Origin of the sequence: Bacteroides sp. UBA939 (assembly GCF_002293435.1) — a bacterium.
GTDB lineage: Bacteria > Bacteroidota > Bacteroidia > Bacteroidales > Bacteroidaceae > Bacteroides.
The window spans coordinates 1-21,469 of record NZ_DBDF01000022.1 but is presented as its reverse complement, the minus strand read 5'-3'; the positions used below and the strand labels follow the sequence as shown (position 1 = coordinate 21,469).

22 protein-coding genes are annotated in these 21,469 nt (G+C 43.8%); 11 read left to right on the top strand and 11 right to left on the bottom strand.

The window, feature by feature from the left end; genetic code table 11:
• Positions 1 to 11: 11 nt before the first annotated feature.
• Both B2Z67_RS01515 and B2Z67_RS01510 read right to left on the bottom strand, forming a co-directional pair.
• Complete coding sequence (locus B2Z67_RS01515; RefSeq protein WP_291528052.1) at positions 12 to 500, bottom strand: RNA polymerase sigma factor; 489 nt, start codon at positions 498 to 500, stop codon at positions 12 to 14.
• A gap of 221 nt (positions 501 to 721) precedes the next feature.
• Complete coding sequence (locus B2Z67_RS01510) at positions 722 to 937, bottom strand: hypothetical protein (protein ID WP_291528051.1); 216 nt, start codon at positions 935 to 937, stop codon at positions 722 to 724.
• A gap of 505 nt (positions 938 to 1,442) precedes the next feature.
• Here B2Z67_RS01510 and B2Z67_RS01505 point away from each other — a divergent pair.
• The 11 genes from B2Z67_RS01505 (at position 1,443) to miaA (ending at position 12,612) form a co-directional block, all read left to right on the top strand.
• On the top strand, positions 1,443 to 2,612 hold the full coding sequence (locus B2Z67_RS01505; protein WP_291528050.1) for an AIR synthase-related protein: 1,170 nt from the start codon (positions 1,443 to 1,445) through the stop codon (positions 2,610 to 2,612).
• A gap of 5 nt (positions 2,613 to 2,617) precedes the next feature.
• On the top strand, positions 2,618 to 3,610 hold the full coding sequence (locus B2Z67_RS01500) for a DNA-methyltransferase (protein ID WP_291528049.1): 993 nt from the start codon (positions 2,618 to 2,620) through the stop codon (positions 3,608 to 3,610).
• The gene (locus tag B2Z67_RS01495) at positions 3,510 to 4,214 is read left to right on the top strand and encodes a PmeII family type II restriction endonuclease (RefSeq protein ID WP_291528048.1); all 705 of its coding nucleotides are present in this window, start codon (positions 3,510 to 3,512) and stop codon (positions 4,212 to 4,214) included. Before B2Z67_RS01500 ends, B2Z67_RS01495 begins: the two co-directional genes overlap by 101 nt.
• A 3-nt stretch (positions 4,215 to 4,217) precedes the next feature.
• A complete protein-coding gene (prfA, locus tag B2Z67_RS01490) occupies positions 4,218 to 5,330 on the top strand; it encodes a peptide chain release factor 1 (protein WP_291528047.1) in 1,113 nt (370 codons plus the stop codon).
• A gap of 20 nt (positions 5,331 to 5,350) precedes the next feature.
• Complete coding sequence (gene pyrF, locus B2Z67_RS01485) at positions 5,351 to 6,175, top strand: orotidine-5'-phosphate decarboxylase (protein WP_291528046.1); 825 nt, start codon at positions 5,351 to 5,353, stop codon at positions 6,173 to 6,175.
• Between the two features lie 238 nt (positions 6,176 to 6,413).
• Positions 6,414 to 7,643 (top strand): HD domain-containing protein, encoded by a 1,230-nt coding sequence (locus B2Z67_RS01480; RefSeq protein ID WP_291528045.1) that lies wholly within the window; start codon positions 6,414 to 6,416, stop codon positions 7,641 to 7,643.
• Between the two features lie 85 nt (positions 7,644 to 7,728).
• Entirely contained in the window at positions 7,729 to 8,769 is a 1,041-nt protein-coding gene (gene lpxD, locus B2Z67_RS01475; protein WP_291528044.1) for a UDP-3-O-(3-hydroxymyristoyl)glucosamine N-acyltransferase, read from the top strand.
• A 3-nt stretch (positions 8,770 to 8,772) separates the two neighbouring features.
• Complete coding sequence (locus B2Z67_RS01470; protein ID WP_291528043.1) at positions 8,773 to 10,158, top strand: bifunctional UDP-3-O-[3-hydroxymyristoyl] N-acetylglucosamine deacetylase/3-hydroxyacyl-ACP dehydratase; 1,386 nt, start codon at positions 8,773 to 8,775, stop codon at positions 10,156 to 10,158.
• A 63-nt stretch (positions 10,159 to 10,221) separates the two neighbouring features.
• Positions 10,222 to 10,989, top strand: coding sequence for an acyl-ACP--UDP-N-acetylglucosamine O-acyltransferase (gene lpxA / locus B2Z67_RS01465; protein WP_291528042.1), 768 nt, complete (start codon positions 10,222 to 10,224; stop codon positions 10,987 to 10,989).
• Between the two features lie 36 nt (positions 10,990 to 11,025).
• Complete coding sequence (locus B2Z67_RS01460; protein ID WP_291528041.1) at positions 11,026 to 11,583, top strand: IS1096 element passenger TnpR family protein; 558 nt, start codon at positions 11,026 to 11,028, stop codon at positions 11,581 to 11,583.
• Between the two features lie 129 nt (positions 11,584 to 11,712).
• On the top strand, positions 11,713 to 12,612 hold the full coding sequence (miaA, locus tag B2Z67_RS01455) for a tRNA (adenosine(37)-N6)-dimethylallyltransferase MiaA (protein WP_291528040.1): 900 nt from the start codon (positions 11,713 to 11,715) through the stop codon (positions 12,610 to 12,612).
• Between the two features lie 125 nt (positions 12,613 to 12,737).
• Here the strand turns inward: miaA and B2Z67_RS01450 are convergent, their stop codons facing one another.
• The 9 genes from B2Z67_RS01450 to B2Z67_RS01410 form a co-directional block, all read right to left on the bottom strand.
• The gene (locus tag B2Z67_RS01450) at positions 12,738 to 13,982 is read right to left on the bottom strand and encodes a carcinine hydrolase/isopenicillin-N N-acyltransferase family protein (RefSeq protein ID WP_291528039.1); all 1,245 of its coding nucleotides are present in this window, start codon (positions 13,980 to 13,982) and stop codon (positions 12,738 to 12,740) included.
• Positions 13,983 to 14,034: 52 nt separating this feature from the next.
• Positions 14,035 to 14,643 carry a TonB-dependent receptor gene (locus B2Z67_RS01445; protein ID WP_291528038.1) on the bottom strand — a complete coding sequence of 203 codons (609 nt, stop codon included), beginning with the start codon at positions 14,641 to 14,643 and terminating at the stop codon, positions 14,035 to 14,037.
• A gap of 92 nt (positions 14,644 to 14,735) precedes the next feature.
• Complete coding sequence (locus tag B2Z67_RS01440; protein ID WP_291528037.1) at positions 14,736 to 15,020, bottom strand: hypothetical protein; 285 nt, start codon at positions 15,018 to 15,020, stop codon at positions 14,736 to 14,738.
• Positions 15,021 to 15,035: 15 nt separating this feature from the next.
• Positions 15,036 to 17,225: a TonB family protein gene (locus B2Z67_RS01435; protein ID WP_291528036.1), complete on the bottom strand. Its 2,190-nt coding sequence runs from the start codon at positions 17,223 to 17,225 to the stop codon at positions 15,036 to 15,038.
• A 52-nt stretch (positions 17,226 to 17,277) separates the two neighbouring features.
• A complete protein-coding gene (locus B2Z67_RS01430) occupies positions 17,278 to 17,640 on the bottom strand; it encodes a BlaI/MecI/CopY family transcriptional regulator (protein ID WP_291528035.1) in 363 nt (120 codons plus the stop codon).
• A 214-nt stretch (positions 17,641 to 17,854) separates the two neighbouring features.
• Positions 17,855 to 18,337 carry a hypothetical protein gene (locus B2Z67_RS01425; RefSeq protein ID WP_291528034.1) on the bottom strand — a complete coding sequence of 161 codons (483 nt, stop codon included), beginning with the start codon at positions 18,335 to 18,337 and terminating at the stop codon, positions 17,855 to 17,857.
• A gap of 61 nt (positions 18,338 to 18,398) precedes the next feature.
• Entirely contained in the window at positions 18,399 to 18,599 is a 201-nt protein-coding gene (locus tag B2Z67_RS01420; RefSeq protein WP_291528033.1) for an Arc family DNA-binding protein, read from the bottom strand.
• Between the two features lie 70 nt (positions 18,600 to 18,669).
• Positions 18,670 to 20,010 carry an alpha/beta fold hydrolase gene (locus tag B2Z67_RS01415; RefSeq protein WP_291528032.1) on the bottom strand — a complete coding sequence of 447 codons (1,341 nt, stop codon included), beginning with the start codon at positions 20,008 to 20,010 and terminating at the stop codon, positions 18,670 to 18,672.
• A gap of 17 nt (positions 20,011 to 20,027) precedes the next feature.
• Positions 20,028 to 20,984, bottom strand: a complete 957-nt coding sequence (locus B2Z67_RS01410; protein WP_291528031.1) for an SPFH domain-containing protein — start codon at positions 20,982 to 20,984, stop codon at positions 20,028 to 20,030.
• Between the last annotated feature and the right edge of the window lie 485 nt (positions 20,985 to 21,469).

Genomic DNA, 21,469 nt, shown 5'->3' with positions numbered 1-21,469 from the left:
ATCTATATTCTTTAGCTATTCGCTTGTTTTGTTAGTTTATCCTTAATTCGTTTCAGTCTCGAAGCAACGGTATTGCGCGGCACGCCGACAATTTCCGCAATCTCCTCATAAGAGTTTTCATCCAGCCACAGCAAGATGATGGCGCGTTCAAACTTGTTCAACCCTGCAATGAGGCGGTACATCTCTTTCAGGCGGATTGTAGTCTCGTCATTTTCAGCTTCCAGTCCATAAAGAGCATCAAGAGAAGTGTGCTCGCCCCGGCGTTGTTGCTGTCGATAAAAAGAGATACAAGTATTCAGGCCTACACGGTATATCCACGAAGAAAGTTTGCCTCTACCTTCATAAGTATCAAAACCCCTCCAAAGGTTTATCACTACTTCCTGATACAGGTCTTTAAAGTTATCTCCATCCGTAGCATACATGTAGCAGATTTTACAAATCAACCGCTTGTATTCCTCAATAAAAGAAATGAACTGCTTTTCGTTATCATTCTGTTTCATCTTAAGATAGTCTTTTTACATAAGACGCCGGCTTTGGGAATTAGTTTCAAAGGAACAAAAAATTCTGCTGCAATGCTTGATACTTGTTTGCAAAAAGACAGCAAAAGCGCCTTTTCACCAACACACTCTTCTGTTGAAAGAGGAAGAAATAGAAGTTACAGGCACGCTGTATTGAATATACATGCAGATATTATGTACAATTCGCGGCTGATATACGGGATTTATGCAATAATTGTTTGTTTCCCGTGCGAACCACATATATCCGGTGCGCGGACGGCATATATATCGTGCGCAAACCAGATATATCCCGTGCGCGAACCAGATATATCCGGTGCGCGAACCACATATATCCGGTGGGCAAACCAGATATATCCCGTACAAAAGCCACACATACCCGGCAGGAATAAACCATTAAAAAGCCCTTCGGAAGAGGTCATTCGCATTTTTTAGAGATGTATATATTTCGATATCACGCTATGTATCAACAAGATACGGATTTTTACTTCGATATTTCCAATCGTCCGTGCCTTTGGACGGAAATACGGCATTCTGAAGCTATAAAAAATGTAAAAAGTCAATCCGGAAGCGACGGTTCTCTGCCACGAGTGCCTTCATAACTACTACGTAGTAGTTGGTTAACTATTTAGTAGTAGTTAGGCAATTACTACTGGGTAGTTGGTCAACTACTACGTAGTAGTTCACACACTACTACGTAGTAAATTCAACGATCCCAATAGATACAAATATCATACATATATTTTAGTTTTTCCTGCACCTTTGTAACATCTGTTTCATCATTATCCTCCTGCACACTGTGTTGCATAAGCCAAGTAGAGGAACAACAAGCTTCCCTGCCTCTAAATTCTTAATCTAAACTCAAGGCAATAAGCAAAATAATCGCTACTTTTGCACATTCAATTGAAAATATACATATATCAACTCATGAGTAACCAAAGATACATGATGCGTGGTGTGAGCGCGTCTAAAGAAGATGTGCACAATGCCATTAAGAACATTGACAAAGGAATCTTCCCGCAAGCCTTCTGTAAAATCATCCCCGACATATTAGGCGGCGACCCGGAATACTGCAACATCATGCATGCCGACGGCGCAGGTACAAAGTCATCATTGGCCTACATGTACTGGAAAGAAACAGGCGACCTCTCCGTATGGAAAGGCATCGCACAAGATGCGCTGATTATGAATATTGACGACTTGCTTTGCGTAGGCGCGGTAGACAACATCCTGGTATCTTCCACCATCGGGCGAAACAAACTGCTGATTCCGGGCGAAGTAATCTCCGCCATCATCAACGGTACCGACGAGCTGCTCGCCGAACTCCGCAAAATGGGAGTAGGCGTATACGCCACCGGAGGCGAAACTGCCGACGTAGGCGACCTGGTACGTACAATCATCGTAGACAGTACCGTGACCTGCCGCATGAAACGCAGCGAAGTAATCGACAATGCCAATATCCGCCCGGGTGATGTAATCGTCGGCATGGCTTCCTACGGACAAGCCACTTACGAGAAAGAATACAACGGCGGCATGGGTAGCAACGGACTGACCAGCGCCCGCCACGATGTATTCTCCAAATATCTCGCAGAGAAATACCCCGAAAGTTACGACAAGGCAGTACCCCGGGAACTGGTTTATAGCGGCAAACTGAAACTGACGGATGCCGTAGAAGACAGTCCGCTGGATGCCGGCAAGCTGGTACTCTCCCCCACCCGCACGTATGCTCCGGTGGTGAAGAAGTTGCTGGACGCACTGCGCCCTGAAATTCACGGCATGGTGCACTGTTCGGGCGGCGCACAAACCAAAGTGCTGCACTTTGTAGGCGATAATTGCCGTGTAATTAAAGACAACCTGTTTCCCGTTCCTCCTTTGTTCAAGACTATTCAGGAACAAAGCGGCACGGACTGGGCGGAAATGTACAAGGTGTTCAACATGGGGCATCGCCTCGAAGTCTACCTGTCGCCCGAACATGCCGAAGAGGTAATCGTCCTCTCGAAAAGCTTCGGTATTGATGCGCAGATTGTGGGACGCGTTGAAGAAAGTGATAAAAAGGAACTGATAATCAAGAGTGAGTTCGGAATTTATAAATATTAATAGATATGCCTAAATCAACAATGCCTGTCAAGGTCGAACTGTATTTGGGTGATTGCGCTAAACACTTAACCAAACTGCCCGATAATTCGGTTGACCTAATTATCACCTCGCCTCCGTATGCCGACCAAAGAAAAAATACGTATGGAGGAATCTCTACAGAAAGATATGTAGACTGGTTTTTACCAATATCCAAAGAACTGTTACGGGTATTAAAACCAACCGGTACATTCATTCTCAACATAAAAGAAAAAGTTCAGGATGGGGAAAGAAGTACTTATGTAATGGAACTTATATTGGAAATGAGAAAACAAGGATGGTTATGGACAGAAGAATTTATCTGGCACAAAAAAAACAGTTATCCAGGGAAATGGCCCAATAGATTTAGAGATGCTTGGGAGCGGTTACTTCAATTCAATAAAAACAAAAAATTCAATATGTACCAGGAAGAAGTGATGATACCTACGGGCGACTGGGCAAAATCAAGATTAAAGAAACTAAGTTCGACAGACAAGGAAAGAGATAACTCAAAAGTAAACAGCGGATTCGGGAAAAAAATATCGAACTGGGTAGGAAGAGAATTTGCCTACCCGACCAATGTATTGCATCTGCCAACCGAATGTAACAATAAGAATCACAGCGCCGCCTTTCCGGAAGCCTTACCGGAATGGTTCATAAAACTTTTCACGAAAGAAGGAGATACGGTTTTAGATCCATTTATGGGAAGCGGAACCACGAATATCACAGCTCAAAGACTATATCGCAATAGCATAGGCATTGACATTATGCCCGATTATTATAATATGGTAAAGAGTTCATTATCCCAATACAAATTATTATTATGTGAGCCGGAATCAGAATATGGAAACAACAAGAATGATAAATCAGATTACAGCATATGTGGAACAGAATATCAGCAACTTCCACCAAAGCCGTATAAACAAATTAGAAAAACTAAAGTTAAAAACAATATTAAAGAAGAAGAACCCATATCTCTTTAAAGCAAAGTATTTCAATGCAGCTTCTGATATTGTAAAAAGTCTGACTGACGCTTTCATCTCATCAGCCGAGGAAACAATCTTTGGTGATTGGCTGGAAGGATTAGCTATCTTTGTCTGTGGGGAAGTCTATAACGGATGGAAATCTACGACAACAGGTATTGACTTGGAAGTTGACAAAGATAGTATTCGATATATTATTTCTATAAAGTCAGGACCTAACTGGGGAAATAGCAGTCAAATATCGAAAATGAGAACTGATTTTAATAAAGCAAAACGAACAATAAGGACAAGTAAATCTAAAATAGAAATTGTGGCAGTAAACGGTTGTTGCTATGGCATTGATAACCAACCGGATAAAGGAGATTACTTTAAATACTGCGGGCAAGAGTTCTGGTATTTTATCTCTGGCGAAAAAAGACTATATACAGATATTATAAAACCATTAGGGACAAAGGCAAAAGAAAGAAATGAAGAGTTCCAAGAAAATTATAATAAAATGACAAATCGGTTCACTAAAGAATTTATCGATGAATTCTGTACAAATGATGGAGCTATTGACTGGAATAAGCTTGTTCAATTCAATTCTAAAAGCAAAAATCTATAAAGAATGGCAGACAATAACACCCTATTAGAGAAATTAGAAGGCCTCGTCGCCCGCTTCGAAGAAGTATCGACACTGATTACAGACCCGGCAGTAATTGCCGACCAGAAGCGTTACGTAAAGCTCACCAAAGAATACAAGGAATTGGGAGACTTGATGAATGCCCGCAAGGAATATATACAAGTACTGAATGGCATTGAAGAGGCAAAAGAAATCTTCGCCAACGAAACCGATACGGAAATGCGGGAAATGGCACGCGAAGAACTCGATACCTGCCAAACGCGCCAACCGGAATTGGAGGAAGAAATCAAACTCCTGCTTGTACCCGCCGACCCGCAAGACAGCAAGAATGCCATTCTTGAGATTCGTGGCGGTACAGGCGGCGACGAAGCCGCCATCTTTGCCGGCGACCTTTTCCGCATGTACACCAAATACTGTGAAACCAAAGGCTGGAAGATAGAAGTATCCAGCGCCAACGAAGGCGCAGCAGGCGGATTCAAGGAAATCATTTGCAGCGTAACGGGCGACAATGTGTACGGAACTCTGAAGTACGAATCCGGCGTACACCGCGTACAGCGCGTGCCAGCCACCGAAACGCAAGGACGTGTGCATACCTCTGCCGCATCAGTAGCCGTACTTCCCGAAGCCGAAGAATTTGACGTGATAATCAACGAAGGTGAAATCAAATGGGATACCTTCCGCAGTGGTGGCGCCGGAGGGCAGAACGTAAACAAGGTAGAGTCCGGCGTACGCTTGCGCTATATATGGAAAAACCCCAATACAGGCGTTTCCGAAGAAATCCTGATTGAATGTACCGAGACACGCGACCAACCCAAAAACAAGGAACGCGCCCTCTCCCGCCTGCGTACATTCATCTACGACAAAGAGCACCAGAAATACGTGGACGACATTGCCTCCAAGCGCAAGACAATGGTTTCTACCGGAGACCGCTCCGCCAAGATTCGTACTTACAACTATCCGCAGGGACGCATCACCGACCATCGTATCAACTATACCATCTACAATCTTTCCGCCTTCATGGACGGAGACATTCAGGATTGCATCGACCACCTGATTGTAGCCGAAAACGCAGAACGACTGAAAGAAAGCGAATTATAAACAGATTAAAAACATCTGATATGAATAAACAACAACTATTTGAAAATATCAAGCGCAAGAAGTCATTCCTCTGCGTAGGCCTGGATACGGACATAAAGAAGATTCCCGAACATCTGTTGAAAGAAGAAGACCCGATCTTTGCTTTCAATAAGGCCATTATTGATGCAACAGCCGATCTTTGTATCGCCTACAAGCCCAACCTCGCATTCTACGAAAGCATGGGCGTGAAAGGTTGGATTGCCTTTGAAAAGACAGTGAAGTACATCAAGGAAAACTATCCCGACCAATTCATCATCGCCGACGCTAAACGTGGTGACATCGGAAACACATCTTCCATGTATGCCCGCACTTTCTTCGATGAACTGGATATAGACTCCGTAACCGTAGCCCCTTATATGGGCGAGGACAGTGTAACTCCATTCCTTACTTACGAAGGCAAATGGGTGATTCTCCTGGCGCTGACCAGCAACAAAGGTTCGCACGACTTCCAACTGACAGCAGACCCGAACGGCGAACGCCTCTTCGAAAAAGTACTGCGTAAATCTCAGGAATGGGCTAACGATGAACAAATGATGTACGTAGTAGGCGCTACACAAGGACGCGCTTTTGAAGACATCCGCAAGATTGTTCCTCATCACTTCCTGCTCGTGCCGGGTGTGGGTGCGCAAGGCGGCTCGCTGGAAGAAGTTTGCCGATATGGTATGAATTCCACTTGCGGACTGATTGTAAACTCCAGCCGCGGCATTATCTATGCAGACAAAACAGAGAAGTTTGCTGAGGCTGCCCGCAGTGCTGCTCAGGAGGTGCAGGTGCAGATGGAGGAGGAGTTGGGAAGGATTCTCTGATAATTGTTTAAAAAAGATAACAACACGCAAAAAATGCGTATTGTTGGCGTAAAACAAAGTGTTGCAGTTTATACCTTAAATATCATAATTAGCGTAGAGTACTCTTGTAGCGATAACCATCATGATAGCCGAATCAAAAACGGAAGAAAAAGAGATTATGACAACACTGCTTATGAACTTCTTGACATAACGCATGAGTGGAGTTGACTAAAAACAAGAGAATTATAAACCCTCAAACATGTCCTACGAACGTAAAATCATCAACGACCCGGTATTCGGGTTCATAAACATACCGAAGGGGCTATTGTACGACATCGTGCAACATCCCCTTCTGCAACGTTTGAACCGTATCAAGCAACTGGGTTTATCTTCTGTAGTTTATCCCGGTGCACAACACACTCGCTTCCAGCACTCACTGGGCGCTTTCTATCTGATGAGCGAAGCCATACAAAACCTCAGCAGTAAAGGAAACTTCATCTTCGACAGTGAAGCCGAAGCAGTACAGGCAGCCATCCTGATGCATGACATCGGACATGGCCCTTTCTCCCACGTACTGGAAAACACAATTGCACAAGGTGTATCTCACGAAGATATCTCCCTCATGCTGATGGAGCGCATCAATAAAGAGATGAACGGACAACTTACGCTCGCCATTCAAATCTTCAAGGACGAATATCATAAGAAGTTCCTGCACCAACTCGTCAGCGGACAGCTCGACATGGACCGCATGGACTACCTGCGCCGTGATAGTTTCTACACCGGCGTAACCGAAGGAAATATCGGTTCGGCACGCATCATCAAAATGCTTAATGTAAAGGAGGATCATCTCGTTGTAGATTCCAAAGGAATTTATTCTATAGAAAACTTCCTCACTTCACGCCGCCTGATGTACTGGCAAGTATATCTGCACAAAACATCCGTAGCTTATGAAAGAATGCTTATCAGTGCGTTACTCCGTGCGAAAGAGTTAGCAGGTCATGGCGTAGAATTGTTTGCTTCACCTGCCCTACGCTTTTTCCTCTATAACAACATTAATAAGGAGACTTTTTGCAGCAACCCCGACTGTCTGGAAAACTTTATCCGGCTGGATGATAACGACATCTGGACTGCGCTAAAAGTATGGAGCACCCACAGCGACAAGGTTTTATCGACATTAAGCCTCGGCATGATAAACCGCAATATCTTCAAAGTGGAAATTTCTACCGAACCTGTTAGTGAGGAAAGAAAAAAAGAACTAACTTTGCACACCAGTCAGCAACTCAACATAACACTCTCCGAAGCGAGCTATTTTATCTCTACCCCCAGTATTGAGAAGAATATGTACGACCCGGCAGATGATAGTATTGATATACTCTACAATGACGGGAGCATAAAGAATATAGCCGAGGCATCGGACATGCTCAATATATCTCTTTTGTCTAAGAAAGTAAAGAAATACTATCTTTGCTACCAACGTTTGCACAGGTAAATACAAAATATTCACCCAAGGACAAGGAAATATAAAAAAAAAGTCCGTTATTTGTGATTCGAAACTATATAACAAGAATAAGACAATGGAGTTCTCTGCCAAACAAATTGCAACATTTATCCAAGGAGAAATCGTTGGGGATGAGAATGTGACGGTACACACTTTTGCCAAAATAGAAGAAGGCATACCCGGTGCTATTTCATTTCTATCCAACCCCCAATATGCATCTTATATATATGAAACATTATCCAGTATTGTGCTGGTGAACAAAGACTTCGTACCCAAACAAGAGATAAAGGCCACTTTAATCAAAGTGGATAACGCCTATGAAAGCCTTGCCAAACTACTCAATCTTTACGAACAGAATAAGCCTAAGCGAATAGGTATAAGTCCGCTGGCTTCTATCGACGAGACCGCCAAAATTGGCAAGGATGTTTACATAGCGCCTTTCGCATGTATTGAAGCACATGCAATAGTTGGAGACAAGACAGTCATTCATCCGCATGTTACCATAGGTAGTGGCGTTAAAGTAGGCGACAATTGTATCATATATGCCAATGCAACTGTTTACCACGACTGCCGCATAGGTAATAATTGCATCCTGCATTCCGGTTGCGTCATCGGTGCAGATGGTTTTGGCTTCGCTCCCACTCCCGAAGGATATGAAAAGATTCCTCAAATTGGTATCGTAGTACTGGAAGACAATGTAGAGGTTGGCGCCAACACCTGCATAGACCGTGCTACAATGGGTGCAACCATTATACATAAAGGTGTAAAGCTGGACAATCTGATACAGATAGCTCATAATGATGAAATTGGCTCGCATACTGTTATAGCTGCGCAAGCAGGTGTAGCCGGTTCCACCAAAGTAGGCGAATGGTGCATGATAGGCGGACAAGCCGGTTTGGCCGGACATGCCAACATCGGGCACAGAGTAGGCATAGCCGGACAAAGCGGAGTACCCGGCAATGTAAAAGATGGTAGCCAGATTATGGGTTCACCCTCTTTCGATGCAAAGCAATTTTTCAAAGCCTCTGTTGTCTATAGAAGATTGCCCGACATGTCTGTCGAACTCAGCGCTCTTCGCAAAGAATTGAACGAACTAAAAAAACAATTAAATAAGTAACAAATGTTGAAACAAAAGACTCTGAAAGATAGTTTTTCTCTCAGTGGTAAAGGTCTCCATACAGGACTTGACCTGACCGTTACTTTCAATCCGGCTCCGGATAACCACGGATACAAAATCCAGCGTATCGACCTGGAAGGAAAACCTATCATTGATGCCGTTGCCGACAACGTGACTGAAACGACCCGAGGCACCGTCCTCTCCAAGAACGACGTGAAGGTTAGCACAATAGAACACGGTATGGCAGCCCTTTATGCCCTTGGCATTGACAACTGCCTGATGCAAGTAAATGGTCCTGAATTTCCCATCCTGGATGGAAGCGCCCAATACTATGCAAAGGAAATAGAGCGTGTAGGCACAGAAGAACAAAACGCCGTTAAAGATTTCTATATTATCAAGTCCAAAATAGAGTTCCGTGATGAAAAGACAGGTTCTTCCATCATTGTATTGCCCGACGAGAATTTCAGCCTGAATGTTCTGGTATCTTACGACTCTACAATCATCCCCAACCAGTTTGCCACTTTAGAGGATATGTCGAAGTTTAAAGATGAAGTGGCTGCCAGCCGTACATTCGTATTTGTACGCGAAATAGAACCGTTGTTGCAAGCAGGTCTTATCAAAGGGGGCGACTTGGACAACGCCATCGTGATATACGAGCGTGAAATGTCTCAGGAAGCTTATGATAAACTGGCTGATGTAATGGGAGTTCCTCACATGGACGCCAAGCAACTGGGATACATAAACCATAAACCGCTGGTATGGGCCAATGAATGTGCGCGCCACAAATTATTAGACGTAATCGGCGACCTGGCCTTGATTGGCAAACCTATCAAAGGGCGTATCATCGCAACCCGTCCGGGACACACCATCAATAACAAATTTGCCCGCCAGATGCGTAAGGAAATCCGCCTGCACGAAATACAGGCTCCGACTTACGATTTTAACCGCGAGCCGGTGATGGATGTAAACCGTATCCGTGAACTACTGCCGCACCGCTATCCATTCCAATTGGTAGACAAGGTGATTGAAATCGGCGCCAATTATATTGTAGGTGTAAAGAATGTAACTTCTAACGAACCATTCTTCCAGGGTCATTTCCCGCAGGAACCGGTAATGCCGGGCGTACTGCAGGTTGAAGCAATGGCTCAGGTAGGAGGTTTACTTGTACTGAACTCTGTTGATGATCCGGAGCGTTACTCCACCTACTTCATGAAAATTGACGGTGTAAAATTCCGCCAGAAAGTTGTACCTGGAGATACGTTACTTTTCCGTGTGGAATTAGTAGCTCCCATCCGCCGTGGCATCTCTACCATGAAAGGTTATGTATTCGTAGGAGAAAAAGTAGTTTGCGAAGCAGAATTTATGGCACAAATAGTTAAGAACAAGTAAATTAATTATGAATGATGAATGATATGAGACATTTATAATTCAAAATTCAAAATTCAAATCAGCATGATAAGCCCCTTAGCGTATATTCATCCCGAAGCGAAAATCGGGGAAAACGTAGAGATTGCTCCTTTCGTATTCATCGACAAGAATGTGGTAATCGGCGATAATAACAAAATTATGGCAAATGCCAATATTCTGTATGGCTCGCGTATCGGTAATGGAAACACTATTTTTCCGGGAGCCGTGATCGGCGCCATTCCTCAGGACCTGAAGTTCGTAGGAGAAGAAAGTACCGCAGAAATAGGTAATAACAATATCATTCGCGAGAATGTAACTGTCAACCGTGGTACGGCCGCCAAGGGCAAAACCGTTGTAGGTAATAACAACTTGTTGATGGAAGGTGTGCACGTTGCCCACGATGCCCTTATCGGTAACGGATGCATCATTGGTAACTCAACCAAAATGGCGGGTGAAATTGTTATTGACGACCATTCTATTATCAGCGCCAGCGTATTGATGCACCAGTTTTGCCGTGTAGGCGGGTATGGCATGATACAGGGAGGTTGTCGTTTCAGTAAGGATATTCCACCTTACATCATTGCCGGACGCGATCCTATCGTTTACAGCGGCATTAATGTCGTTGGCTTACGCCGCCGCGGATTCTCCAATGAAATGATCGAAAACATCCATAATGCATATCGTATTATTTACCAAAGCGGTTTAAATACAACAGAAGCACTAAAGAAAGTAGAGGAAGAAGTTCCTATGAGTCCGGAAATTGAATATATAATCACATTCATCCGGGACTCTGAACGGGGTATTATTAAGTGATAAGATTACAAAATAATAATATTATAACTCTAAAGTATGATTTATAGATTTACTCTTATCTCCGATGAAGTAGACGACTTCATAAGAGAAATACAAGTTGACCCGGAAGTTACATTCTACGACTTTCATGAAGCTATATTAAAGTCAGTGGGTTATACCAACGACCAGATGACCTCTTTCTTCATCTGCGACGATGATTGGGAAAAAGAAAAGGAAATCACGCTGGAAGCAATGGATGATAATCCGGAAATGGATAGTTGGGTGATGAAAGACACAACCATCAGTGAAATGATAGAAGATGAAAAGCAGAAACTATTGTATGTCTTTGACTATATGACGGAACGCTGTTTCTTCATTGAACTTTCCGAAATCATTACCGGAAAAGATATAAAAGGAACCAAATGCACCAAGAAAGAAGGAGTAGCTCCAAAGCAAACCATTGATTTCGAAGAAATGATAGCCAACAATAATTCACTCGACTTAGATGAAAGCTTCTACGGAGACCAGGACTTTGATATGGAAGAGTTCGACCAAGAAGGATTCGACATGGGTGAAGGTGGAGGTAACGGCTCATACGAAGAAGATAAATTCTAAAACTATTTTTGATTTCTCATCCGCAGATAATGCGGATAACGCAGGTCTCTTTTAGTCTTAAGCTTTTCAAACCTGTGTTATCCACGTTATCTGTGGATGAGAAATTGTCCTCTAAAATATCATCTCTTCATGAAAAACCTGATAGTGCTTATAGGCCCGACCGGAGTTGGCAAAACCGAACTCAGCCTGCGACTGGCAGAGCATTACCAGACCTGTATTATTTCTGCAGATTCACGACAACTGTATGCCGACCTGAAAGTAGGAACGGCAGCCCCCACTCCCGAACAACTGCAACGAGCAAAACACTACCTCGTCGGTACATTGCAGCTTACCGATTATTACAGCGCCGCCCAGTACGAAACAGAGGTACTGAAGCTTCTGGAAATACTGTTTGCCGGACAAGATACCGTATTGCTCACCGGAGGTTCTATGATGTACGTAGATGCTGTGTGCAAAGGGATTGATGATATTCCAACCGTAGACGCAGAAACACGCCGGTTAATGTTGCACAAGTATGAAACAGAGGGATTGGAAAAACTCTGTGCAGAATTGAAACTAATCGACCCGGAATACTATAGAATAGTAGACCTGAAAAATCCCAAACGTGTAGTCCATGCCTTAGAGATATGTTACATGACCGGGAAAACCTACACATCCTTTCGAACGCAGCAGAAAAAAGAACGCCCCTTCCGAATTGTTAAAATAGGATTGACACGTGAACGGGAAGAACTTTATGACCGCATCAACCACCGGGTGGATGGTATGATAGAAGAAGGTCTGATTGAAGAAGCCAAACAGGTATATTCTTACCGGGCGCTGAATTCTCTAAACACGGTCGGATACAAAGAAATATTCAAGTATATCGACGGAGAATGGACATTGCCTTTCGCCATAGACAAAATCAAGCAGAATTCACGTATCTATTCACGTAAACAAATGACATGGTTCAAAAAAGATGAAGAAATCCGCTGGTTTCATCCGGAACAAGAAACGGAGATACTGACGTACCTCCGTTCAATAATACAATAGAGTTTACAAAAATTTGTTACTCAACGCACGTACATGCACGTGCATGCGCATGCATACACATCGGGGAAGTCCAAAACCTGAATTCTGTAGTTTTCTATTTACACAAAATCATGGACAGCGCTTTCTCATTCCGCGTCAAGCAAACTCTGATAAATTATTTGTATTGACGCTTCCACTTCACTATAAAACTGTGGTATTGCTTTTGTATCAAGACTTCCCTTTTTGCGCCACTCTTCCAGTAATGGTTTTATGATATTGAATATTTCATCTTCCACCGGAGTAAGCGTTGTCATATAGCCATCGCCTTGCTTAGGGCTATACAACCGTTCCCAATTCAGGTAACGTCCCGTTCCCATCCCTTGTTTATAGCTGAAAACCCTGCCTGCCAAACGAAGCGACCAGTCGCTAAGTGGGGCAGCCTTATATTCCTTATTGAAACGAACCATCCCGGGAAGAAGTTTATCGGCATCTTTCACCCAAAGCGGAACGGCTATTCCGGTAGGGGGATAACCAAGCAGAGTCCATATCGTTGTAAGTTCTGCATTCTCCCCCGGCTTCACGCCTTGCACCACTACGGAGCACGATGTGCTGCTACGCGGAATGAAATCCTGGTCAACAAACCAGCCTGATGCCTGCGGACGGTTATAAGCACCACTGCGCAAATCAATATCAAGCATACGGTTACGGAATGAACGCGACAAATCATTGAAGATAAATTGCGGCGTAATGCTGCCTGTAGCCGAAGCCTTCATCAATACCTGATCGGCTTCCATATAACGGACATACCCTCCACCTTCGTTCACTTTACCCGCGAAGGAGAAGTTAGTACGAGCAACATATCCGTAAGGGGCATCTTTGGGATTGTTAGCATCATACATTACATACTTCTGATAGTCCACTTCAAACATAACCGCACCACCTTTCGCATCAATCACACCAAAATTGGCTTCAATATAGCTGGGCTTAGAGAGAGTATCCAAGAAATGACAGAAGTCCTCTACCGTTGCACAGACTTCGAGTGCACGATAGATAATACGCCCATTGGCAGCTCCCCGCTCCTCACCGTCTTTTATGTCCACCAGATTATAAGACTGGGTATTCATCAAGGCAAATCCTGCAGAATTAGTTCCCATCCACGCTTCTTTCAGATAGGCATTATCACTATTTACTACTGCGATGAAGTCATACTTTTCGCCTTTCACGCAGTCAATATGATTCCGCATGAAGTCCGTATCGCGGTGCTTCCAAAGCAAGGGACGACCATCGGGAGTAACTTTGCCTGATACAACAGCAGAAGTACAGGCCGACAGAGGGTTAGCCCAATAAAAAGTAATTGCCACAGCAAAGGCAATTTTTAAAATTCGTTTCATAGATGAGTTTCCTAAATTTCTTATTCTTAATTCTTGCTCCTAATTCCTGTTCTTATTCATATTCTCCTCTGACGGAGATTATCGGTTTGATATACACCTCTAATATTCCGTCTGCTCCGGTTTTCACATCCATTTGTTCTATGTCTGTCTGGTAAGCGGTACTTGCAGGAGCTTCTTTGCCGTCAATATAGTAACGGACATTTCGTTTGTCTACCCCCCTTGGCTTCAGAAGAGCATCAATTTTCCTGGTTGCATTTTCTCGCTTTACCTGTTCTGCGGACTTCAATGTAATAATTATAACTCCATTTGCACCACGCTCGCCATAGACTGCTGTAGCCGATGCGTCTTTTAATATTTCAATGCTTCTGATATAGTCAGGATTCAGAGCAGCAAAGATTTCGGGAGGGATTTCCAGCTTATTGACAATTAATAAGGGGTCACCGTCGGTTCGAGCAGGAGCACTATTTCTGATAACTGAAATATTGCCCTCCTCCGAAGGATGCGACACAACATTCTCATTTTTCAAGGTATCTTTAAAAAGTACCTCGCGCTCTATGAAAGGAGTTCCTGCATGGATAAATACAACCGCATGCATTACTAATAATAGAAAAAGTCCCAAAAGAAGATCATGTCTCCGGCGAATCTGATTTTTTTGTCTCATAGCATTTTCGTTTAAGTGATTAAATTCTAAATCATCTCAAACAAAATTACTTAATAGTAATGACTTAAGCAAAGAAAAAGGAAATAAAGTGTCTATTCGGCTGATAATTCCTTCAATTGGTCAAGCAGAAACTCTCGTTTACCCACATTCGTACCTTCATCCCAATAGCGGATCACACCTTTTTTATCAACCAACACGGTAGTCGGTGCCACCTGCACTTTAAACAGATTGAAAAAGAATAGTTCATCGGCAATGTGAGTAAAGAGAAAGAAGCATCCTTCAATAAGAAGATATGTATCATCGGTTGTCCGGGCAGTGCAAAGCCCTGCCCGGACAAGTATCATAAAGAGAAACAAAAAGAAAATCATTCTTTTCATACCCAAATATGCTGATTATTCGTTTTCCAAAGTAACTGTCATCTCCGGTGTTGCTTTCACCTTAACAGTCTTCATATTTATAAAGGAAACTACCATTATATCTCCCTTTGAAGCAGAGATGACAAAACGTCCGTCAGGACCAGCGACTGTTCCTCTGTTGGTACCTTCAACAACAACGGTAGCGCCCACTACCGGCTTTCCATCTTTACCCTTTACGGAACCTTCTACCTTCATATCGCCCCGGACAGACGTTTTCTCAGCGCCTTTTCCCTTTTTGGTTACGATATGTATTGTATCACTCTTGCTTTCAACAGATTCACCGACCTTAGCTTTCCCGATATTTATATAAGCAATCTGGTCAACCGGTACTATTTTATTAAGTTCCGTTTCTTTGGTATCAACCTTTACTCCATCTACAAATACCACAACATCTTTCATGTCTGCTTTCTTACTGTTACCAAGATAGATACTTGTTGCCGACATAGACATCTCCCCCGTTTTCTGGGTTCCATAACCCACAACATTCACTGTCGAGGGACTTTGTTTTCCTGGTTTCAAAGTAATCAATACTACACCATTCTTCCCTTTTTCCCCATACACCGCTGTAGCAGATTTATCTTTCAAAACAGATATGCTTTCTATATTTTCCGGTTTCAATGCATTCATTATTGACGAAGTAACTTCTTGCCCATCTACAATAACTAAAAGATTGTTCATACTGGAGAACTCTGAAGTTACCACCGCCTGGGAACCCGATGTTTTTTCATCGTCCAGTCTAAACACCACCGGCATCGTGTACTTCACCGCTACCGCCTGCCCTTTTTGCATACCCGGTTTCCATTTGGGCATCGACTTCACCACCCGAATGGCTTCAGCATCCATATCTTTATCTACCGAACGGGACACTGTAGGATTCGTCACATTCCCTTCCTTATCAACGACAAACTGCACCATAACACGCCCTTGCGTACCATTTGCTTTTGCCGATTCCGGGTAACGCAGATTCTTCTTAACATATTCCACCGCAGCAGTCATTCCACCGCCCGGGAATTCCGGCATCTGTTCAACTACATCCACAATCTGAGAACCCTGCAGCTTGTCACTCACTTCCGCAGGTTTCACCGTATCTTTCAATACTGTACCCATCTGCACAACCGTAGTTTTTGTGTGTTTTGTTTCCGCAATTGCTGCCAAATCATTAACTTTGGCGGCAGAAACGTCGTGCAAACGGGAAAAGAGCGAGCTTGCTTGTTCTATTCCAAGCGCGTTTGATACTGCTGAAATCTCTTCAACTGTTTCAGAGACTTCAGGACGGGCAAAAGCAGTCACTGCAATAGCAGCTACCGGAAGTACGTACAAATACTTCAACTTCGCCCACTGACTTGATTTTTCTTTTAACATCATAGTGATACGTTTTTTAAGTTTACTGTGATTAAAGCTGTTGGCCATAGAGTAGAGCCTTGTGCCAACAGCTTTTTTTATTAATAATAATTGATATTGTTTCGCATCGACTCCTTTTTCAATCACTGTTTCGTCTGCCTCATATTCATGAATATTCTGCAATTCCTGCTTCAGTAGCCACGAAGCCGGATTGAACCATTGAAAAAAGACACAGACATCTGCCACCAGCAAATCCAGCGAATGCCTGTTCCGGATATGTGCCAACTCATGGATAAGTATCTCCCGTCCGTTCTCTTCCAAATCCTTCTGCGAGATAACGATATACTTCATCCAACTGAACGGAGATATATTACGATCGTGTACAATCAGAGTCACTTGCTCTTTGTCACCGGTATATTTTTCAAACTGTTCTTTCTTACCCGATCTTAACAGAGCGCCCAGCTTCAACAGTGAATACCCATTGCGAAGGACAAAGAACAGGATACCGGCCAGATACACCAACAATGCCACCTGTATCCAGGTCACTGCCACTTCCTCCGCCTGCACCTCCGTAGCGCCTGCTTCGTTCATCACGTCTGCCAACATCAGCCACTGCTCCAGCGTCATCATGGTCTGATGAACCTCCGTTTGTTTCTCCACCGTCACCTCCACCAGCGGCAAAAGGCACGACAGCAGCAGTATGCCCAGCAACGCCACCCGATTGAAGCGGTGAAAAGTTTCGCGGCTCAGTAACAGCCGGTAAAACAAGTAGAATACCGCCAGGCAAACCGATGATTTCAGTATATAGACAAAGAAAATTCCCATATTCGATGTACTGTTTTATTATTTGCTCCCTCGAGTCCAGCGTGTAAGGTTGCTATTTTTTTCCTCTCTCCACTTCGGCAATCAGCCGTTTCAGGTCATCCAACGAGATATCTTCTTCTTTCACCAATGACGACACCGCACTGAGGTAAGAATTATTAAAATACTTGCTGATTACCTTCTTCAGTGTTCCCTTGCTGAAATCTTCCCTATTTACCACGGCGTAATACTGATATGTGTTGCCATACGGCGTATGTGCCAGAAAACCCTTATCCTCCAATCCCCTCACAATCGTGGATAAAGTATTGAAATGCGGTTTCGGTTCTTCATAGAAAGCTAGCATTTCTTTCACAAACAGCGGACCTTTCTCCCAGAAAAATCCCATGATTTCTTCTTCTTTCGCAGTCAATCCTTTCATTGCTATTTTTATTTTTTGCAAATAACGAGATTATTTAGTTCGCAAACTAAATAATCTCGTTAAATAAGATTAAACTCATTAAGTAGCTGTTCATAATTAGTTTATACTATCATTTTTTAGACGCAGATAACGCGGATGACGCGGATCTCTTTTTGTCTTCCGGATAGGCTAACGTAGCGCAGCTTTTAAAACGGTTTCCATAGCCCCAAACAGCCTATTTGTACTTGAAAGCTAATACATTATACACTACCATTACCATCACCATCAAGCAACTGACACCGACCATGAGCTTACTACACAGCCCTTGCGGAATACCAAATCCCATCTCCACCTTACTGAATATAAGGACAGAAAAGAGCAGAGCTATCATGATATTCTGCACCCGGACCATACGAGTTACCAAAAAAAACTGTGTGGCAACATTACGTTCTGTAATGCGCACCGGAAAACGTACAAAACGGATAGGGAAATACGCCGAAACACCCATAAGCAGAAAGACCAAAGTGCCAAGTCCGGCATACAGAAAAGAGGAATTTGCCGTTACCTTATCTTCCACATGAAAATACACCCACACTGCACATGCCCAGAAAGCAACTACCAACAGAACAGCAACACCTTCCAGAATTCGGTCTACAACAGTGGGATGTATGCGTACACCTGAGAATTCGGTAGCTGAATGAGAACCAAGTTTTAACATAAGACTATGATTTTACGATTTAACGAGTCATGATAGAAATTACTAATCACCGATAATCGGATTACGTTTCAGATTTCAGGGACGGAGGATTAATTTTAGTTTTCTTCATCCGCCCACTCTTCCGCAATGCCTCAGCAATAATCCACTGAAGCTGTCCGTTAGTACTGCGAAACTCATCGGCTGCCCATTTTTCAAGGGCATCCATAGTCTCGGCATCCACACGCAGGACAAAGCTTTTGGTTGAAGTTTCTTTTTTAGCCACGACTTTATTTATAATTTAGCGATTTACGATTTAACAAATTATGATTATCAATCTATGCCTTAAGGCAATACTATTGCAAACGACCACTACGTATAAACAAGACTATATCATCCATCACATATCCCGGTACCGGTGACACCTTGTTATACTCAAACGGAGTAGCCTTTCCACTGCCCTCCTGCAACAAGTGATTGAGCTTGGGATAAGACTTGAAGAAAACATTTCTATTACGCATCAACCCGAAGCGCCATAAGCCGAAATCTTCCATAGTAACCTGATAATCGCGTTCACCTTGCAGTATCAGCATGGGTAAAGTCAATTTAAAGGCTACCTCCACAGGTTTGTATGCATTGGCAGACTCCCAGTAAGAGCGGGGAACACTCATCAATAAGGGAATCGTGTCATTGAACTCCGGCGTGCCCAGTTTCTTTATATTATCCGCCTGCCTCCTTATTTCTGCAATCCGCTTTTTAGCAGAGTCCGAAGAATCCATCAATGAAGAAATATAGGTCATCTGTTCAACGATGGCATCTTCAAACGGGCGTGCCAGAGCAGCAACAAGAATGACACCTGCCACCCCGTCGGCCCGTTCTGCAATACGGGGAGCGAGCGTAGCACCCAGACTATGCCCCAACACATAAACGCTGTCCGCATCAACCTCCGGCAACGTCTTTGCCCAGGCTGCAATGGCTACGGCATCATCTACAGCTTCGGTGTCATAATCCATTTCCCGGCCTTCCGGCACAGAAGCCGCACCATAGACTTTGGTACGTTTCTCATAACGCACCGTTGCAATGCCGCGTTCCGCCAGCCCCCAAGCCAGGTCACGGAAAGGCTTGTTCGGCCCGAGCGTTTCATCACGATCCTGCGGGCCGGATCCATGCACAAGTATCACCACAGGAACTTTTTTCTTCCCTGCAGGAAGTGTCAGAGTTCCGGGCAATTTAAAGCCTTCCGAGCCGACGGTAATGTCCCGTTCTGTCATTTTTTCCTTATCAAAAGTTACGGTTTCTGCCGTGGATGCAGCGGGCACGGGCATCAGGCGAATTGTATTCATACCCCCGCCGGCATCAAATGATAATAAAAAACGAAGGTTGTAACGTTCAAACTTCAAATCGGAATAATAGAGCGTAATGCCTTGTGCCACATCTTTTTGCCATTCTCCATTGGATTGAAGCTTGCCAAACTGCCGTTCCGACTGACTGAGCATACCTTTAAAGATTACAGGAGACAACTTTTTTTGCAGTTCTTCATTTAGCAGCGCATGAATGCTGTCGCCTTGGTCGGCCACAAACAATTCGTACACATGCTTGGCGCGTTCCATATTTGTATCCTGGGCAAAAATCGCCGCTACATACCCCAGTAACAGGCCGAGGAGCAACGCCCACTTATATAGAAAAGAGAAGTTCATTTCCGTATTCCTTATAATCAATGATTCAATGTACCTGTATTGACAACCGGTTGCGCAGCCTCGTCGGCGCACAGTACCACCAACAGATTACTAACCATAGCCGCCTTCTTTTCTTCGTCCAGCTCAACGATTTCCTCTTCCGCAAGCTTGTGGAGAGCCATTTTCACCATAGATACCGCACCTTCCACAATCTTTTCGCGGGCAGTGATAATAGCCGAAGCCTGCTGGCGACGAAGCATCACCGCGGCAATCTCGGGTGCATAAGCCAGGTAATTAATACGTGCTTCCACAACTTCCATACCTGCCATAGCAAGGCGTTCGTTCAGTTTCTGCTCCAACTGGTCATTGATTTCCTCACCCCCCGAACGAAGAGTAAGCCCTTCAACGTCCGCCTCGTTGTCATCATAGGCATATTGCCCGGCTACCTGGCGCAAAGCGGCATCACTTTGTATCTTCACAAAGTTCTCGAAAGCGTTCATACGGCTGGCAACCGCATTACCGATACTGACTTGGTTGGCATGTCCTGTCGCAGTACCAGAGGCAGCCATCGTCTGCGAGTCAATCTCGAACATTGCCTTGTACGTATCTTTAAGTTTCCACACCAGTACAAGGCCAATCAGGATAGGGTTACCAATCTTATCATTTACCTTAATCGGTTCCACATCCAGATTGCGTGCACGGAGAGACAGTTTCTTTTTGTCCAGGAAAGGGTTAACCCAGAAGAAACCGGTTTCCTTGAACGTGCCTTTGTATTTGCCGAAGAACACCATAGCCCGCGCCTCGTTAGGTTCCAACTGCATATAACCGGCAAGCAAAATAAACCAGACGACGCAGAGAACTCCCGCCAGAATCATCATCGGGGCAGACATCGTGAAACAGTAGACTATCAGCGCAGTCAACACAATGAGATGAATAAATAAGCCCAAGAACCCATTCATTTTAAATCCTTTGAAATCCATTTCTTTCGTTTCCATAATTCATATAATTAGTTGATATCATTTTGATATCACAAATATATTGTTTTGTTTGATACGAGAGACAATAGGAACGTGCTTTTTAAAGAATATTAATATATGGTATCTGTTGGGGAGAATCATCTTCTTCCTGCTATCCTCTCCGTAACCTTCCATTCTCCTGCTATGTTTAAAATAGGGGTTCACGCGTTTCACCTTTCTCTGTAATTTGCTCATACACAGGAAGAAACGGGTGAAAGCGGTTTTTTTGCACCCTGTCTGTACGGGCTGTGGGGCGGGGGGAGGCCTTCACCGGGCTTCACATTTGGAGAATTTAAGCGAAGCGGAGCTTCGTAGTGATTAGTGATAAGTGGTTAGTGGTTAGTGATAAGTGATTAGTGATTAGTGATAAGTGATTAGTGATAAGTGATAAGTGATAAGTGATTAGTGATTAGTGATAAGTGTTTAGTGATAAGCAATAGTATCTCTATTCTCCTCCTCCTGGG

Bases quoted from the DNA above. Each gene is read 5' to 3' on its own strand.
- B2Z67_RS01440 (WP_291528037.1), bottom strand. From the start codon at position 15,020: ATGAAAAGAATGATTTTCTTTTTGTTTCTCTTTATGATACTTGTCCGG.
- B2Z67_RS01415 (WP_291528032.1), bottom strand. From the start codon at position 20,010: ATGAACTTCTCTTTTCTATATAAGTGGGCGTTGCTCCTCGGCCTGTTA.
- B2Z67_RS01460 (WP_291528041.1), top strand. From the start codon at position 11,026: ATGATTTATAGATTTACTCTTATCTCCGATGAAGTAGACGACTTCATA.
- B2Z67_RS01470 (WP_291528043.1), top strand. From the start codon at position 8,773: ATGTTGAAACAAAAGACTCTGAAAGATAGTTTTTCTCTCAGTGGTAAA.
- B2Z67_RS01505 (WP_291528050.1), top strand. From the start codon at position 1,443: ATGAGTAACCAAAGATACATGATGCGTGGTGTGAGCGCGTCTAAAGAA.
- B2Z67_RS01480 (WP_291528045.1), top strand. From the start codon at position 6,414: ATGTCCTACGAACGTAAAATCATCAACGACCCGGTATTCGGGTTCATA.
- B2Z67_RS01500 (WP_291528049.1), top strand. From the start codon at position 2,618: ATGCCTAAATCAACAATGCCTGTCAAGGTCGAACTGTATTTGGGTGAT.
- pyrF (WP_291528046.1), top strand. From the start codon at position 5,351: ATGAATAAACAACAACTATTTGAAAATATCAAGCGCAAGAAGTCATTC.
- B2Z67_RS01510 (WP_291528051.1), bottom strand. From the start codon at position 937: ATGACCTCTTCCGAAGGGCTTTTTAATGGTTTATTCCTGCCGGGTATG.
- miaA (WP_291528040.1), top strand. From the start codon at position 11,713: ATGAAAAACCTGATAGTGCTTATAGGCCCGACCGGAGTTGGCAAAACC.
- lpxD (WP_291528044.1), top strand. From the start codon at position 7,729: ATGGAGTTCTCTGCCAAACAAATTGCAACATTTATCCAAGGAGAAATC.
- B2Z67_RS01430 (WP_291528035.1), bottom strand. From the start codon at position 17,640: ATGAAAGGATTGACTGCGAAAGAAGAAGAAATCATGGGATTTTTCTGG.
- B2Z67_RS01410 (WP_291528031.1), bottom strand. From the start codon at position 20,984: ATGGAAACGAAAGAAATGGATTTCAAAGGATTTAAAATGAATGGGTTC.
- lpxA (WP_291528042.1), top strand. From the start codon at position 10,222: ATGATAAGCCCCTTAGCGTATATTCATCCCGAAGCGAAAATCGGGGAA.
- B2Z67_RS01435 (WP_291528036.1), bottom strand. From the start codon at position 17,225: ATGGGAATTTTCTTTGTCTATATACTGAAATCATCGGTTTGCCTGGCG.
- B2Z67_RS01425 (WP_291528034.1), bottom strand. From the start codon at position 18,337: ATGTTAAAACTTGGTTCTCATTCAGCTACCGAATTCTCAGGTGTACGC.
- B2Z67_RS01515 (WP_291528052.1), bottom strand. From the start codon at position 500: ATGAAACAGAATGATAACGAAAAGCAGTTCATTTCTTTTATTGAGGAA.
- B2Z67_RS01445 (WP_291528038.1), bottom strand. From the start codon at position 14,643: ATGAGACAAAAAAATCAGATTCGCCGGAGACATGATCTTCTTTTGGGA.
- prfA (WP_291528047.1), top strand. From the start codon at position 4,218: ATGGCAGACAATAACACCCTATTAGAGAAATTAGAAGGCCTCGTCGCC.
- B2Z67_RS01450 (WP_291528039.1), bottom strand. From the start codon at position 13,982: ATGAAACGAATTTTAAAAATTGCCTTTGCTGTGGCAATTACTTTTTAT.